Raw genomic sequence first — 13,941 nt, 5'->3', positions numbered from 1 at the left:
GATCCTGGCACACTGACCTCCATGACCACGCTCAAGTCCCGGCTGCAGGACGACCTGACCGCAGCGATCAAGGAGCGCGACGAGCTGCGTTCCGCCACCCTCCGTATGACCCTGACCGCGATCACGAAGGAGGAGGTCGCGGGCACCAGCGCGCGTGAACTCTCCGACGACGAGGTGCAGAAGGTCATCGCCCGCGAGGCGAAGAAGCGGCGTGAGGCGGCCGAGGCGTTCGCGGGCGGCGGTCGTGCCGAGCAGGCCGACAGGGAGCGCGCCGAGGGCGAGGTGCTCGCGCGCTACTTGCCCCAGCAGCTCTCCGACGAGGAGCTGGAGGCGCTGGTCGGGGAGGCGGTCGCCGAGGCGCAGGCATCCGGAGCCGAGGGTCCCCGCGCGATGGGCGCCGTCATGAAGATCGTCAATCCGAAGGTGGCGGGCCGTGCCGAGGGCGGCCGGGTCGCCGCAGTGGTGAAGAAGCGCTTGGCAGGCTAGCGACCCCCGGGCCCCGGTCCGGGTCCGGGTCCGGGCCCTACGAGGCCAGAGGACGAGGGCCCGAAGCGCCAGCAGTACCTACAGCGAGCACCCACAGCGCGTGAGCGCATGAGTAAGGGGCGCCCTTCCAGAAGGGCGCCCCTTACTCATGCTTCCTCGCACCGGATGGCCGCTGTCAGACGCCGCCGGCACCCACTGTCAGGGCAGCCGCCGTCGGCACCCGCAGCGCGCGGCTACGGCCAGTCCCAGCCGCCACCACCGGGATCACCTTCGTTGCCACCCGGCCAGCCGCCGCCGCCACCGCCGTTGCCGTTCGCGGCCCCGCCGTTGTCGTTTCCGCCGACGACGTCCGGAACGTCCGGCCAGGGATCATCCGGCTTGTTGTCGCCGGAGTTGCCGCCCTGGCCACCGCCACCGCCACCACGGCCACCGCCATCGCGCCTCGGCGGCTTCGGCTTCTTCTTGCCGCCGTCCCGGATGGGCACGTGGTGGAAGTCGGGCGACGGCTTGCCCGCCAGCGCGCCGGTCATCGCGTCCCGCCAGATCGGGCCGGGGACCTCGCCACCGAAGACCTTGTCGTACGGCACCCCGCCGATGGTGATGTTGGTCATCTGGGTGCGGTGCGTCGGGTCGCCGACCCATACGGCGCCGGACATGTTCGGCGTGTAGCCCACGAACCAGGCGGCGTACCGCTCGTCCGTCGTACCCGTCTTGCCCGCGCTGTCCCTGCCCGACAGGCCGGCCTTCTTGCCGGTGCCGTCCTCGACCACGCCACGCAGCAGGGCGCTGACCGTATCGGCGGTCTTGGTCTTCATCGCGCGCTCACACTTCGACTTCGGCACGCGCAGCTTCTTGCCCCGCGCGTCGGTGATCGACTCGATGGCGACGGGAGTGCAGTGCACGCCACGGTTGGCGAACGTGGCGTAGCCCTCGGCCATGGTCAGCGGCGACATCTCCTGGGTGCCGAGCGAGATCGACGGCACCTGGTCGATCTTCTTGCCGTCGGCGCGCTCGATGCCCATCTTCTTCGCCATGTCGGTGACGGGGCAGATACCGGTTTCGCTTATGAGCGAGACGAAGTAGGTGTTGACCGATTTCGCGGTCGCTTCCTTCATCCGGTACGGCCCGACCTCAGTGCTGTTCTCGTTCTCGACCGGAGCCTTGCCCTGCCAGTCGCCGCGGCAGGTCTTCACCGGGGACGGGTACTGCATGCGGTACGGCGAGGGGTACGACTTGTAGGGGCTCATTCCCCTGTCCAGCGCCGCTGCGGCTATCACGGGCTTGAAGGTCGAACCTGGCTGGTATCCGGCGCCGCCGCCCATGCTCCTGTCCACCGAGAGGTTTATCTGCGTCTCGTTCTTCCCGAAGCCGTACGGCCGGGACTGACCCATCCCCAGGATCTTGCCGGTGCCGGGCTCCACGATCGAGGCGGCTGTCGCGACCTTGTCGGACTTGTTCACATGCGACTCGATGGACGCCTTGACCGACTCCTGGGACTTCGGGTCGAGCGTGGTCTTGACCGTGAGGCCGCCCTGGTTCCACCGCTTGGCGCGCACCTTGCGGGTCTTTCCGAAGGTGGGGTCGTTCAAGAAGACCTGGCGTACGTAGTCACAGAAGAATCCGGAGCCCTTGGTGGCGGTGATGCAGCCGTTCTTGGGCTTGCTGACGGCCAGTTTGATCGGCTTCTTCTTCGCCTCGGCGGCCTTGGCCTTGCTGACGTCGTGGTGTACGGCCATCCGGCTCAGCACGGCGTCGCGCCGCTTCTTCGCTTCCTGCCCGTTGCTGACCGGGTCGTACCGGGTCGGGGACTGGACGATCCCGGCGAGCAGCGCGGCCTCCTCCAGCTTCAGGTCCTTGGCCGACTTGGAGAAGTACCGCTGCGAGGCGGCCTCGACCCCGTAGGCCTGCTGGCCGAAGAAGGTGATGTTGAGGTAGTTCTCCAGGATCCGCTTCTTGCCCAGCTCCTCCTCGACCTGGATCGCGTACTTCAGCTCCTTTATCTTCCGGCCGATGGTCTGCTGGGTGGCGCGGGCGACCTTGTCGGGGTCGTTGCCCGCCTCCTCGACGAAGACGTTCTTGACGTACTGCTGGGTGAGGGTCGAGGCGCCCTGCGAGACCTGGCCCGACTGCGCGTTCCGGTTCACCGCGCGCAGCACGCCCTTGAGGTCGACCGCGCCGTGCTGGTAGAAGCGCGCGTCCTCGATGGCGACGATCGCCTTGCGCATGTAGGGCGAGATGTTCTTGAGGTCCACGACCGTACGGTCGCGCGAATAGACCTTGGCGATCTCACCGCCCTGCCGGTCCAGGATCGTGGTGCGCTGGCTGAGCGGGGGGCGCTTGAGGTTGACGGGCAACTCGTCGAAGCCTTCGACCGTGCCCTTGGCGGCGAGGCCCAGCGTTCCGACAGCGGGCAGCGCGAGCCCTGCCATCACCGCCCCCGCCAGCACACTGACACCGACGAACTTGGCGATCTGCTGGGGGCCACTCAGCCCTCGGCCCGCGCGCTTCTTAGCCATGGGGAAGAGCCTACGACGAGTACACCCCCGGAATCCCGTGGAGAAGCGTGGCAAACGCCGGACAGGGGCGAGAGAGGTCACCTAAGCTGTGGCTCGTTCTCGTCCTCCCACCCGTCACATCAGTGGTTCCCCACCACGCAGCTCTTCCTTGCCCTCCAGCTCACTCAAGTGAGTGATGAGGGCTGCCTCGTGAGCGGTCATATGCCAGAAGAAATCTGTAGTGACAATTGCCGGACAGGCCGCCGGCTGCCCTTCCAGAGCCGCCCATTTGAGCAGTCAGGCTGTTGAACTGCCCGGATCTGCCGGGAAGGTCGTGCTTGTCGTCCGCTCACTCCGTTGGGTGATCTGCCGCATACGCATAGTCCGTTCGGGCCATTCAAGATTGGGCCCGAAGGGGGTGTTGCGCCCTGTCCGCCTTCCGTAACGTCCTCAACTGGCAACGGTGAATATGCCGTTCGCCGCCGTGGGGGAGCCTCGATTCGGGAGAGGACGGCACCGGCAATGAGCTGGGTTACAGACTGGAGTGCGCAGGCAGCCTGCCGCACGACGGATCCAGATGAGCTGTTTGTGCAAGGAGCGGCGCAGAACCGCGCCAAGGCCGTATGCACCGGCTGCCCCGTCCGCACGGAATGCCTCGCGGACGCTCTGGACAACCGTGTGGAGTTCGGCGTGTGGGGCGGGATGACCGAGCGGGAGCGGAGAGCGCTGCTGCGCCGTCGCCCCACGGTCACCTCTTGGCGCCGCCTGCTGGAAACGGCGCGCTCGGAGTATGAGCGCAGCACGGGCGGCGTACTGCCCGTGGACATGGACGATGAGCACGACTACGACCAGGACTATGCAGCTGTGGGATAGACCCCGGCTCCAAGGCCGCTCCAACACATCCAGTGTCATGTGAATCGCTGAGGTGCAGCGATTCAGCTGCGGATTCACGGGCCGACGAGGCGCTGCGGGTCGCGACGAGGCCGTTCGACCCGGATGAGGCGAACCCCCACGAGGTGATTCACCCCGAGGTCTGCGAGGTCCACAGGTCCACGAGGCAGTCCGGCGCGGCCAAGCGCTTCAGCCTGCCCGGAGTCGGCACGCAGCAGCGCGAGCAGCTCACCGCTGCTGCTGGGCCAGCCGCTCACCGATCGTGCGCAGGCCTTCAAGGTCGTGCACGTCGCCCGGCAGGGCGGTCACTTCCGCCACGGGCACCTCGGGGTGCAGCGCGGTGAAGCGGTCGCGGGTACGTCGTTCGCGCGCGAGCAGCCGCATGCGTTCTGCGTGCAGCCGCAGCAGCCCCGCGGCCAGCGTGGCGGTGTCGTCGGCCGCGGTGGTGTCGTCGGCGTCCTCGTCGGGCGCTGTGCTGCCGTCAGGTGCGCCCATACGCGCGTCCGGCGTCGTTCGCTGTGTCTTCTCGTTCCCCCCGGTGGTGTCGGTCTCCCCGCTCGCGCGGGCGGTGCCCGCCTGCTCGGCGGGCGTGGCGGCATCGGCGTGGGTCGTGCGAGAGGCTCGTGAGGTGGTGACGGATCCGGCGGAGCCGGGGTCCTCGAAGGCGGGGGAGCCGTCCTCGGGATCCTCTGGACCGGCCGACGGGGCGCTGTGTCCTCCACCCTTCCCCTGGCCGCGATCCACAATGCCGCCGTCCTCAAGATTTTCGGCGGCGGCGAGGGCCCGCTCGGCGCTCAGTCCGGCCGCCTCGCTCCCGTGCATCCGGTTGAGCACCAGTCCGGCGAGGGGCATCCGGTCGGCGGCCAGCCGTTCCACGAAATACGCGGCCTCGCGCAGCGCGTCCCGCTCGGGTGCCGCCACCACCAAGAAGGCCGTGCCCGGCGCCTGGAGCAGCCGGTAGGTGGCGTCGGCGCGGGTACGGAAGCCGCCGAACATGGTGTCCATGGCGGCGACGAAGGTCTGGACGTCCCGCAGGAGCCCGGCGCCCAGAAGCTTGTTGAGCGCGCCCGTGAACATCGACAGGCCCGCCATCCCCAGGTTCACGAACTTCATGCCGGCCCGGCCGCCGACCCGGGCCGGAGCCATCATCAGCTTGATGAACTTCCCGTCCAGGAAGGAGCCCAGCCGCTTGGGGGCGTCCAGGAAGTCCAGCGCCGAGCGCGAGGGCGGGGTGTCCACGACGATCAGGTCCCACTCGTCGCCGGAGCGCAGCTGCCCCAGCTTCTCCATCGCCATGTACTCCTGCGTCCCCGCGAATCCGGCGGACAGCGACTGGTAGAAGGGGTTTTCCAGAATCGCCTTGGCGCGGTCGGGATCCGCGTGCGCTTCGACTATGTCGTCGAACGTGCGCTTCATGTCGAGCATCATGGCGTGCAGTTCGCCGCCCGCCGAGGTGTCGACGCCCGGGACCTCGCGCGGGGTGTTGTCCAGCTCCGAGAGGCCCATCGACTGCGCGAGGCGGCGGGCGGGGTCGATCGTCAGTACGACGGCGCGGCGACCGCGCTCGGCGGCCCGCACGCCCAGCGCCGCAGCCGTGGTCGTCTTGCCGACCCCACCGGAGCCGCAGCAGACGACGATGCGGGTGTTGGGGTCCTCCAGGAGCGGGTCGATGTCCAGGGCCTTGGCGTCCAGCGGGTCCATGGGTGCCGTCCCCTCGCCGGGTGCGGGGGTCTCCGCCGCGTCTGTGGCCGCTGCCGCCTCCGCTGCCTCTGCCGCCTCCTGAGAGACCGAGGGGCCCCTCTCGCGCTCTGTGCGGCTCATCGCTGCCTCCCGCCGGTTCCGGTCTGCCACTGGGCGCGCAGCTCGCCGGCCATGCCGTACAGGCCCGCCAGCTCGACTCCCTCGCTCAGCAGGGGCAGTTCCCGCATGGGAAGGCCCTGCTCGCGCAGTTCCTCGCGCAGCCCCCGCTCCAGCCCGACGCGCTCCGCGTGCTCCCTGCCCTGCTCCAGAAGCGGTGCGACGAGGCGCTCGGCGTGCCCTCCGCGCCGTGCGCCGCCCAGGCCGGCGCGTGCGAAGGCGCGCGCGACCTCGGCCCTGTGCCCGTCCGCTGCCTTCAGGTGCTCCTCGTCCAGCAGCCTCGGGCGGACCATGTTGACCACCACGCTTCCGGTGGGCAGCCCGGCCGAGCGCAACTCGGTGATGCCGTCGACGGTCTCCTGGACCGGCATCTCCTCCAGCAGCGTCACCAGGTGCACCGCCGTCTCCGGCGACTTGAGGACCCGCATCACGGCCTGCGCCTGGTTGTGGACGGGGCCGACCTTCGCCAGTCCGGCCACCTCCTCGTTCACGCCCAGGAAGCGGGCGATGCGGCCGGTGGGCGGCGCGTCCATCACCACGGCGTCGTAGACGGGACGCTGGTGCTTGTCCCTGCGCCGCACCGCCTCGCACGCCTTTCCGGTCAGCAGCACGTCGCGCAGCCCCGGCGCGATGGTCGTCGCGAAGTCGATGGCGCCCAGGCGCTTGAGCGCGCGGCCGGCGCTGCCGAGCTTGTAGAACATCTGGAGGTAGTCCAGCAGCGCCCTCTCCGCGTCGATGGCCAGCGCGTACACCTCGCCGCCGCCGTGCGAGACGGCGATCTTGCGTTCCTCGTAGGGAAGCGGCTCGGTTTCGAAGAGCTGGGCGATGCCCTGCCTGCCCTCGACCTCGACGAGCAGCGTGCGCTGCCCGCCGTCGGCCAGAGCCAGCGCTAGTGCGGCGGCGACCGTCGTCTTGCCGGTCCCGCCCTTGCCGGTCACTACGTGAAGCCTGCTCACGGCTGGGAGCCTAACCAGCGCGCGCCCCGCCTACGCGCCGGGTTCCCCGCGGAAGCCTCTTCCGGGCTTGAACAGCCGGAACCACCGCGCCCGTGCGGGGGTGGCCGCAGCCGTTAGGGTCGTCCCCATGACGAAGTGGGAATACGCGACCGTGCCGCTCCTCGTGCACGCGACCAAGCAGATCCTGGACACCTGGGGCGAGGACGGCTGGGAGCTGGTCCAGGTCGTGCCCGGGCCGAACAACCCCGAGCAGCTCGTGGCATACCTGAAGCGGGAGAAGGAAGCGTGAGCGCGGTCGAGGACAAGCTGGCGGAGCTCGGCCTGACGCTGCCGGTGACCGCCACCCCCGCGGGTGCCTACGTGCCCGCGGTGCAGTCGGGCAAGTACATCTACACCGCGGGCCAGGTCCCCCTGGTCGAGGGCACGCTCCCGCTGACCGGGAAGGTCGGCGGCGAGGTCACCCCCGAGGAGGCGAAGGAGCTGGCGCGTACGGCCGCGCTGAACGTGCTGGCCGCGGTGAAGTCGGTCGCCGGGGACCTCGACCGGGTCGCACGTGTCGTCAAGGTCACCGGATTCGTCGCCTCCGCGCCGGACTTCACCGGCCAGCCCGGTGTCATCAACGGCGCGAGCGAGCTGCTCGGCGAGGTCCTGGGTGAGAAGGGCGTGCACGCGCGCAGCGCCGTCGGCGTCGCCGTGCTGCCGATGGACGCGCCCGTGGAGGTCGAGGCCCAGGTCGAGCTGGCCGACTGAGCGCCGTCCGGCAGCCCTCTGACCGGGCTGCCGCAGGGGCGGGCTTCCGCACGGGACGGAAAGGGCCGATCCGGACGGCCTGACGGCGCACACGGCCGTCGGGTCCTCGGGGTCGGCCCGTCGGCCGTTCCCCGCTGGCCTCCGGATGCCGCGCCGGACGGTCGCGCGTGACCGGATGCCACCCCGAGGTCGCCGGTGACGTTGGCGCGACCGGATGCCGGGCGATGTTCCGCGTGACCGGATGCCCGCATGATCGGCTCGCGTGACCGGATATGCGCACTTCCAGCCCGTGCGACCGGATGCCGGCACGTCGGTCGCCTCTCGAACATCGACGCGGTGGGCCGTAGCATCCGGCCATGTCGTCCACCCAGAACGGCCAGTGGTACCCGTCCGAGTGGCCGGAGCGTATCCGCGCCATGGCAGCGGGCGAACTCACGCCCGTCGCCCCGCGAAGAGCCGCGACCGTCATGCTTTTGCGTGACGCTCCCGAAGGACCGGCCGTCCACATGCTGCGCCGCCGTGCCTCCATGGCGTTCGCGGGCGGCGCGTACGCCTATCCGGGCGGTTCCGTCGACCCGCGTGACGCACGCGCGACCGACAGCACGGGACCCACCGGCGCGCGGTGGGCCGAGCGGTTCGGCACGGACGAGGCGACGGCGCGCTCCATCGTGTGTGCCGCTGTCCGGGAGACCTTCGAGGAGTCCGGGGTGCTCCTGGCCGGGCCGGACCCGCGCACGGTCGTGGCGGACACCACGGGGGAGGACTGGGAGGCCGACAGGGCCGCTCTGGTGGCCCACGAGCTGTCCTTCGCCGACTTCCTCAACCGCAGGGGCCTCGTCCTGCGTGCCGACCTGCTGGGGGCCTGGGCGCGCTGGATCACGCCCGAGTTCGAGAAGCGGCGCTACGACACGTTCTTCTTCGTGGCCGCCCTCCCGGAGGGCCAGCGCACCCGCAACGCGTCCACCGAGGCCGACCGCACCGTCTGGGTACGCCCCGAGGAGGCCGCCGCGGGCTACGACAGGGGCGAGCTGCTGATGATGCCGCCCACCATCTCCGCGCTGCGGGAGCTGCTCCCGTACGCGACGGCCGCCGAAGCCCTGGCAGCGGCGGCGGACCGCGACCTGACCCCGGTCCTCGCACGGGCCCGCCTGGAGGGCGGGGAGATCGTGCTGAGCTGGCCGGGACACGACGAGTTCACCAAGAGGATCGATCCGGCATGACCGACGCCGCAGCCCTTCCCGGACAGCCGCGAGGCGGGGTGATCAGCGGGCAGGCAGGCCCACGCGCCCACTGCGTGCTCGCTCCCAACCCCTCGGCCATGACCCTCGACGGCACCAACACCTGGATCGTCGCCGAACCGGACTCGGATCTCGCCGTCGTCATCGACCCCGGGCCCCTGGACGACTCCCACCTGCGCGCCGTCATCGCCGCCACCGAACGGGCCGGCAGGCGCGTCGCGCTCACCCTGCTCACGCACGGGCATCCGGACCACGCCGAGGGCGCGGCGCGGTTCGCGGAGCTGACCCGCACTCCGGTGCGGGCCCTCGACCCGGCGCTGCGGCTGGGCGGCGAGGGGCTCGGCGTGGGCGACGTCGTCACCACGGGCGGCCTGGAACTGCACGTGGTCCCCACACCCGGGCACACGGCCGACTCGCTCTCCTTCCACCTGCCCGCCGACGGCGCCGTGCTGACGGGTGACACGGTGCTGGGCCGTGGCACCACAGTCGTCGCTCATCCGGACGGGCGGCTCGGCGACTACCTCGACTCCCTGCGCGAGCTGCGCTCCCTGACGGTGGACGACGGGGTCAGCCGGATCCTGCCGGGGCACGGGCCGGTACTGGATGACGCACAGGGCGCCATCGACTTCTACCTGGCCCACCGCGCCAAGCGGCTCGCCCAGGTCGAGACGGCCGTCGAGGCGGGCCACCGCACGGCATCCGAGGTCGTCGCGCACGTCTACGCCGACGTGGACCGCTCGCTGTGGCCGGCGGCGGAACTCTCCGTACGGGCACAGCTCGACTACCTGCGCGAACACGGGCTGATCTCACGCGGACGCGGGCCAGCCCGATAGGTGTCGAGCAGCTGATCCAAGAGGTGCCGAGGACGCGCACCCCGTTCTCGCATCCTCCGGCGCCACGGGGACACTCGCGGGCCACGGGACGTGCGTAAAGGGCACACGCGTAAGGGGCACCCTCCAGAGAGGATGCCCCTTACCGTCACGGATCGGATCCGGGCGGCGGCACGTGCCGGGCGGTCAGCGGGAGCGCTTCGCCAGCCGCTCGATGTCCAGCAGGATGACCGCGCGGGCCTCCAGCCGAAGCCAGCCGCGCCCGGCGAAGTCGGCCAGCGCCTTGTTCACGGTCTCGCGGGAGGCGCCGACCAGCTGGGCCAGCTCCTCCTGCGTCAGGTCGTGCACGACGTGGATGCCCTCCTCGGACTGCACCCCGAAGCGCCGCGACAGGTCGAGCAGCTGCTTGGCCACTCGTCCGGGCACGTCGGAGAAGACCAGGTCGGACATGGAGTCGTTGGTGCGCCGCAGCCGCCGTGCGATGGCGCGCAGCAGCGCCGTCGCGACCTCGGGGCGGGCGTTCAGCCACGGCTGGAGGTCGCCGTGGCCCAGGCCCAGCAGCTTGACCTCGGTCAGCGCGGAGGCCGTCGCCGTGCGTGGGCCCGGGTCGAACAGGGACAGCTCACCGATCAGCTCACCGGGGCCGAGAACAGCGAGCATGTTCTCGCGTCCGTCCGGCGAGGTGCGGTGCAGCTTCACCTTGCCTTCGGTCACCACATAGAGGCGGTCCCCCGGGTCACCCTCGTGGAAGAGGGCCTCACCGCGAGCCAGCGTTGTCTCCGCCATGGAGGCACGCAGCTCAGCGGCCTGCTCCTCATCGAGCGCCGCGAAGAGCGGGGCGCGCCGCAGAACGTCGTCCACGAGTTCTCTCCTTGTCGACCTGCCCATGGGATCCGTGGAACCCATGATGCCGGACGGTGAAACAGTGCGATCAGTCACAGCAATCAGTCACAAGTTTGACGCACGCACGCAGTGACCCCCAAGGCAGGTCCCGCTAGGGCCGTGGATCGGCTGTGTGCGCCGCGAATGTCGGTGGGCCCCTTTAGTCTGGCCGAGTGTCCACCACCCCGGGAAGTGCACGGACAGAGAGGGGGCTGGGCGGGTGACGGTGACGGAGGATTCCGCTGTGAGCGAACGCGAGGCGGCCAAGAGGGCGACGGGCGGCCCGACGGCGGCGAAGAAGACGGCGGCGAAGAAGGCCCCGGCCAGGAAAACAGCGGCCAAGAAGACAGCGGGCACCAAGGCCACCGCCGAGAAGACCGCCACCAGAGCCACCGCCAAGAAGGCCACACCGGCGGCGAACAAGACCGCCGCGAAGAAGGCGCCTGCCAAGACCGCTGCGAAGAAGGCGCCTGTCCACACCGCTGCGAAGAAGGCGCCTGTCAACACCGCCGCGAAGAAATCGGCCACCAAGAAGCCCGCCACCAAGAAGCCGGCCGCCAAGAAGCCGGCCGCCAAGAAGGCATCCGGCGGCACCTCTACCGAGTCCAAGGCGTCCAGGGCCCGCCGCGCCGCCCGGATCAACGAAGCGCTGGCCGATGTGTACTACTACGCGCACCCCGAGCTGGACTTCGAGAACCCCTTCGAGCTGCTCGTCGCCACCGTCCTGTCCGCGCAGACCACGGACCTGCGGGTCAACCAGACGACGCCCGCGCTCTTCGCCTCGTACCCCACCCCCGAGGACATGGCGGCGGCCAATCCGGAGGAGTTGGAGGAGCTGATCCGGCCCACCGGATTCTTCCGTTCCAAGGCGAAGTCCCTCCTGGGCCTGTCCGCCGCCCTGCGCGACAACTTCGGCGGCGAGGTTCCCGGCACCGTCGACGAGCTCGTCACCCTGCCCGGTGTCGGCCGCAAGACCGCGTTCGTGGTGCTGGGGAACGCCTTCGGCGTCCCGGGCCTGACCGTGGACACGCACTTCGGCCGTCTGGTGCGCCGCTGGAAGCTCACCGAGCAGACCGACGCGGTCAAGGTCGAGCAGGAGATTGACGCGCTGCTCCCCAAGAGCGAGTGGACGATGTTCTCGCACCGCACCATTTTTCACGGCCGCCGCATCTGCCACTCCCGTAAGCCCGCCTGCGGCGCGTGCCCCATCGCCGAGCTGTGCCCCTCCTACGGCGAGGGCGAGACCGACCCGGAGAAGGCCAAGAAGCTGCTCAAGTACGAGATGGGCGGCCAGCCGGGGCAGCGGCTCAAACCGCCGGCCGACTACCCCGGACAGCCGGCGCCGCCCCTGCCCTCCCGTGCCCCGGCCGCCGGTGCCGCCCAGTGACGAGCGCGAGGTCCACACACGGGGATTCCCCCGTGCCCGTGGAGGTCAGCGACCACGGTCTGCCCGAATGGCTGGTGCCCGTACGGGACGCCGCGCGGACCGTCGAGGCGAGTCAGCTCAGCCGCTTCCTGCCGCCCCCCGACGGCGGAGGCCGCCCCTCCGCCGTGCTGGTGCTCTTCGGCGAGGGCCCCCGGGGTCCCGAGCTGCTGCTGATGGAGCGGGCCTCCAGCCTGCGCTCGCACGCGGGCCAGCCTTCCTTCCCCGGCGGTTCCGTCGATCCGGAGGACGGGGATCCGCAGGGCGAGGGCCGGCTGCGGGCCGCGCTGCGGGAGGCCGAGGAGGAGACCGGGCTCGACCCCTCGGGCGTGCAGGTGTTCGGCGTCCTGCCGAGCCTCTACATCCCGGTGAGCGGCTTCGTCGTCACACCCGTGCTCGGCTGGTGGCGCCGCCCCACACCCGTCACGCCGGTGGATCCGGGGGAGACGGCGCGGGTGTTCACCGTGCCGGTGGCCGACCTGACCGACCCCGCCCACCGCGTCATGGCCGTGCATCCGGCCGGACACGCGGGCCCTGCCTTCCGCGTGGGCTCCGCGCTCGTATGGGGCTTCACCGCGGGTGTGATCGACCGGATCCTGCACTTCGCCGGGTGGGAGCGCCCCTGGGACCAGAACCGCCGGGTCCCGCTCGACTGGCACACATGACCGACGCCGCCGTCCCGGCCTCCCCGCCTGCGGGCCCTCTCCCGGGCCCGGCACAGATGACCGTTCCCCCCGAAGCCCCAGGACACGTGACAGAGCCGCCCCGCGCACATGAGACGGTATCTCTCCCGCTCTTTTCGCAGAGCGGCCCGCTCTCCTCGCGGGAGCGGCGATCGTACTGTCAGGTGGATCCGAGGCGAGGCTGATTCGGTGAACGTGCTGGACTTACTGCTGGTGCTGGCAGCCGTATGGTTCGCGGTCATCGGATACCGCCAGGGGTTCGTCGTCGGCATCCTTTCCGTCCTCGGCTTCATGGCGGGCGGACTGGTCGCGCTGCTTGTCCTGCCGCTGCTGTGGGACCAATTCACGGACGGGAACAGACCGGGCACGGTGGCGGCCGTGAGCGCGGTGATCCTCGTGATCATCTGCGCGTCCGTCGGCCAGGCGCTCACCACGCACCTGGGTAACAAGCTGCGCCTGTACATCACCTGGTCGCCCGCGCGCGCCCTGGACGCAACCGGCGGTGCCCTCGTCAACGTGCTGGCCATGCTCGTCGTCGCCTGGCTGATCGGTGCCGCGATGGCCGGTACGGCGCTGCCGACCCTCGGCAAGGAGGTGCGCGGCTCCAACGTGCTGCTCGGCATCTCGCGGGTGATGCCCCAGCAGGCCAGCAGCTGGTTCGCGAACTTCTCCTCCGTGCTGGCCAAGAACGGCTACCCGCAGGTCTTCTCGCCCTTCTCCAACGAGCAGATCCGCGACGTGCCGCCGCCGGACCCCGAGCTGGCCTCCGGCCCGGTGGCCCAGCGGGCAAAGCGCAGCATCGTCAAGGTCGTCGGTACCGCGCCCAGCTGCGCCAAGGAGCTGGAGGGCACCGGCTTCGTCTTCTCGCACGACAAGGTGATGACGAACGCTCACGTCGTCGGCGGCGTGCAAAAGCCGACCGTGCAGATCGGCGGCGAGGGACAGCGCTACGACGCACGGGTCGTGCTCTACGACTGGAAGCGGGACATCGCCGTCCTCAAGGTCCCCGGGCTGAACGCGCCCGCGCTGCGCTTCGCCGCACAGGACGCGGTCAGCGGCGACAGCGCCATCGTCGCGGGCTTCCCGGAGAACGGCGCCTTCGACGTGCGGGCCGCGCGCGTGCGCGGCCGTATGCAGCCCAGCGGCGCGGACATCTACCACCGTGGCACGGTCACACGGAACGTGTACTCGCTCTACACCACCATCCGGGAGGGGAATTCGGGCGGGCCGCTGCTCACACCGGATGGCCGCGTCTACGGCGTGATCTTCGCCAAGTCCCTGGACGACAGCGACACCGGGTACGCCCTCAGCGCCGATGAGGTGCGCGAGGACATCACCAAGGGCCGTACGGCCCAGCGGCAGGCCGACAGCAAGGGCTGCGCCATGTGAGACCGGGCCCCGGCGCGCTGATGTGAGGCGCCGGGTCCGGGCTCGCCTTATGTGGGGCCGC

13 protein-coding genes are annotated in these 13,941 nt (G+C 70.5%); 9 read left to right on the top strand and 4 right to left on the bottom strand.

Annotated elements, in window-relative coordinates:
- The first annotated feature begins 21 nt into the window (after positions 1–21).
- On the top strand, positions 22–486 hold the full coding sequence (locus OHB04_RS19085) for a GatB/YqeY domain-containing protein (protein WP_326807879.1): 465 nt from the start codon (positions 22–24) through the stop codon (positions 484–486).
- A 233-nt stretch (positions 487–719) separates the two neighbouring features.
- Here the strand turns inward: OHB04_RS19085 and OHB04_RS19080 are convergent, their stop codons facing one another.
- Positions 720–3,002: a transglycosylase domain-containing protein gene (locus tag OHB04_RS19080; protein WP_326807878.1), complete on the bottom strand. Its 2,283-nt coding sequence runs from the start codon at positions 3,000–3,002 to the stop codon at positions 720–722.
- Between the two features lie 501 nt (positions 3,003–3,503).
- On the opposite strand from OHB04_RS19080, the gene OHB04_RS19075 reads away from it, so the two are divergent.
- Positions 3,504–3,854 (top strand): WhiB family transcriptional regulator, encoded by a 351-nt coding sequence (locus OHB04_RS19075; protein ID WP_326688888.1) that lies wholly within the window; start codon positions 3,504–3,506, stop codon positions 3,852–3,854.
- A gap of 246 nt (positions 3,855–4,100) precedes the next feature.
- Here the strand turns inward: OHB04_RS19075 and OHB04_RS19070 are convergent, their stop codons facing one another.
- Positions 4,101–5,573, bottom strand: coding sequence for an ArsA family ATPase (locus tag OHB04_RS19070; RefSeq protein ID WP_326809470.1), 1,473 nt, complete (start codon positions 5,571–5,573; stop codon positions 4,101–4,103).
- A 116-nt stretch (positions 5,574–5,689) separates the two neighbouring features.
- Positions 5,690–6,685 (bottom strand): ArsA-related P-loop ATPase, encoded by a 996-nt coding sequence (locus OHB04_RS19065; RefSeq protein ID WP_326688887.1) that lies wholly within the window; start codon positions 6,683–6,685, stop codon positions 5,690–5,692.
- A gap of 127 nt (positions 6,686–6,812) precedes the next feature.
- Between OHB04_RS19065 and OHB04_RS19060 the strand changes: the two genes are divergently transcribed.
- From OHB04_RS19060 to OHB04_RS19045, 4 genes are all read left to right on the top strand, one after another.
- Positions 6,813–6,974 (top strand): DUF4177 domain-containing protein, encoded by a 162-nt coding sequence (locus OHB04_RS19060; protein WP_165299738.1) that lies wholly within the window; start codon positions 6,813–6,815, stop codon positions 6,972–6,974.
- Positions 6,971–7,435, top strand: coding sequence for a RidA family protein (locus OHB04_RS19055; protein ID WP_326688886.1), 465 nt, complete (start codon positions 6,971–6,973; stop codon positions 7,433–7,435). The genes OHB04_RS19060 and OHB04_RS19055 overlap by 4 nt, the downstream gene beginning before the upstream one ends.
- A gap of 356 nt (positions 7,436–7,791) precedes the next feature.
- A complete protein-coding gene (locus OHB04_RS19050; protein ID WP_326688885.1) occupies positions 7,792–8,655 on the top strand; it encodes an NUDIX hydrolase in 864 nt (287 codons plus the stop codon).
- Positions 8,652–9,506: an MBL fold metallo-hydrolase gene (locus tag OHB04_RS19045; RefSeq protein ID WP_326807877.1), complete on the top strand. Its 855-nt coding sequence runs from the start codon at positions 8,652–8,654 to the stop codon at positions 9,504–9,506. Before OHB04_RS19050 ends, OHB04_RS19045 begins: the two co-directional genes overlap by 4 nt.
- A gap of 183 nt (positions 9,507–9,689) precedes the next feature.
- Here OHB04_RS19045 and OHB04_RS19040 read toward each other — a convergent pair whose 3' ends face one another.
- Entirely contained in the window at positions 9,690–10,364 is a 675-nt protein-coding gene (locus tag OHB04_RS19040) for a Crp/Fnr family transcriptional regulator (RefSeq protein ID WP_326688883.1), read from the bottom strand.
- A 265-nt stretch (positions 10,365–10,629) separates the two neighbouring features.
- On the opposite strand from OHB04_RS19040, the gene nth reads away from it, so the two are divergent.
- From nth to OHB04_RS19025, 3 genes are all read left to right on the top strand, one after another.
- A complete protein-coding gene (gene nth, locus OHB04_RS19035) occupies positions 10,630–11,772 on the top strand; it encodes an endonuclease III (protein WP_326807876.1) in 1,143 nt (380 codons plus the stop codon).
- Positions 11,769–12,473, top strand: coding sequence for an NUDIX hydrolase (locus OHB04_RS19030; RefSeq protein WP_442814877.1), 705 nt, complete (start codon positions 11,769–11,771; stop codon positions 12,471–12,473). The genes nth and OHB04_RS19030 overlap by 4 nt, the downstream gene beginning before the upstream one ends.
- A gap of 207 nt (positions 12,474–12,680) precedes the next feature.
- Positions 12,681–13,880, top strand: coding sequence for a MarP family serine protease (locus OHB04_RS19025; RefSeq protein WP_326688880.1), 1,200 nt, complete (start codon positions 12,681–12,683; stop codon positions 13,878–13,880).
- Positions 13,881–13,941: the final 61 nt, after the last annotated feature.

The organism is Streptomyces sp. NBC_01775 (assembly GCF_035917675.1).
GTDB lineage: Bacteria > Actinomycetota > Actinomycetes > Streptomycetales > Streptomycetaceae > Streptomyces.
The sequence above is the reverse complement of the archived record's forward strand: the minus strand, read 5'-3'. Positions and strand labels throughout refer to the sequence as shown.

What these genes read in the sequence shown, in the direction of transcription:
- OHB04_RS19045 (WP_326807877.1), top strand. Translation starts at nt 8,652, where the DNA reads ATGACCGACGCCGCAGCCCTTCCCGGACAGCCGCGAGGCGGGGTGATC.
- OHB04_RS19070 (WP_326809470.1), bottom strand. Translation starts at nt 5,573, where the DNA reads ATGGACCCGCTGGACGCCAAGGCCCTGGACATCGACCCGCTCCTGGAG.
- OHB04_RS19050 (WP_326688885.1), top strand. Translation starts at nt 7,792, where the DNA reads ATGTCGTCCACCCAGAACGGCCAGTGGTACCCGTCCGAGTGGCCGGAG.
- OHB04_RS19085 (WP_326807879.1), top strand. Translation starts at nt 22, where the DNA reads ATGACCACGCTCAAGTCCCGGCTGCAGGACGACCTGACCGCAGCGATC.
- OHB04_RS19080 (WP_326807878.1), bottom strand. Translation starts at nt 3,002, where the DNA reads ATGGCTAAGAAGCGCGCGGGCCGAGGGCTGAGTGGCCCCCAGCAGATC.
- OHB04_RS19075 (WP_326688888.1), top strand. Translation starts at nt 3,504, where the DNA reads ATGAGCTGGGTTACAGACTGGAGTGCGCAGGCAGCCTGCCGCACGACG.
- OHB04_RS19060 (WP_165299738.1), top strand. Translation starts at nt 6,813, where the DNA reads ATGACGAAGTGGGAATACGCGACCGTGCCGCTCCTCGTGCACGCGACC.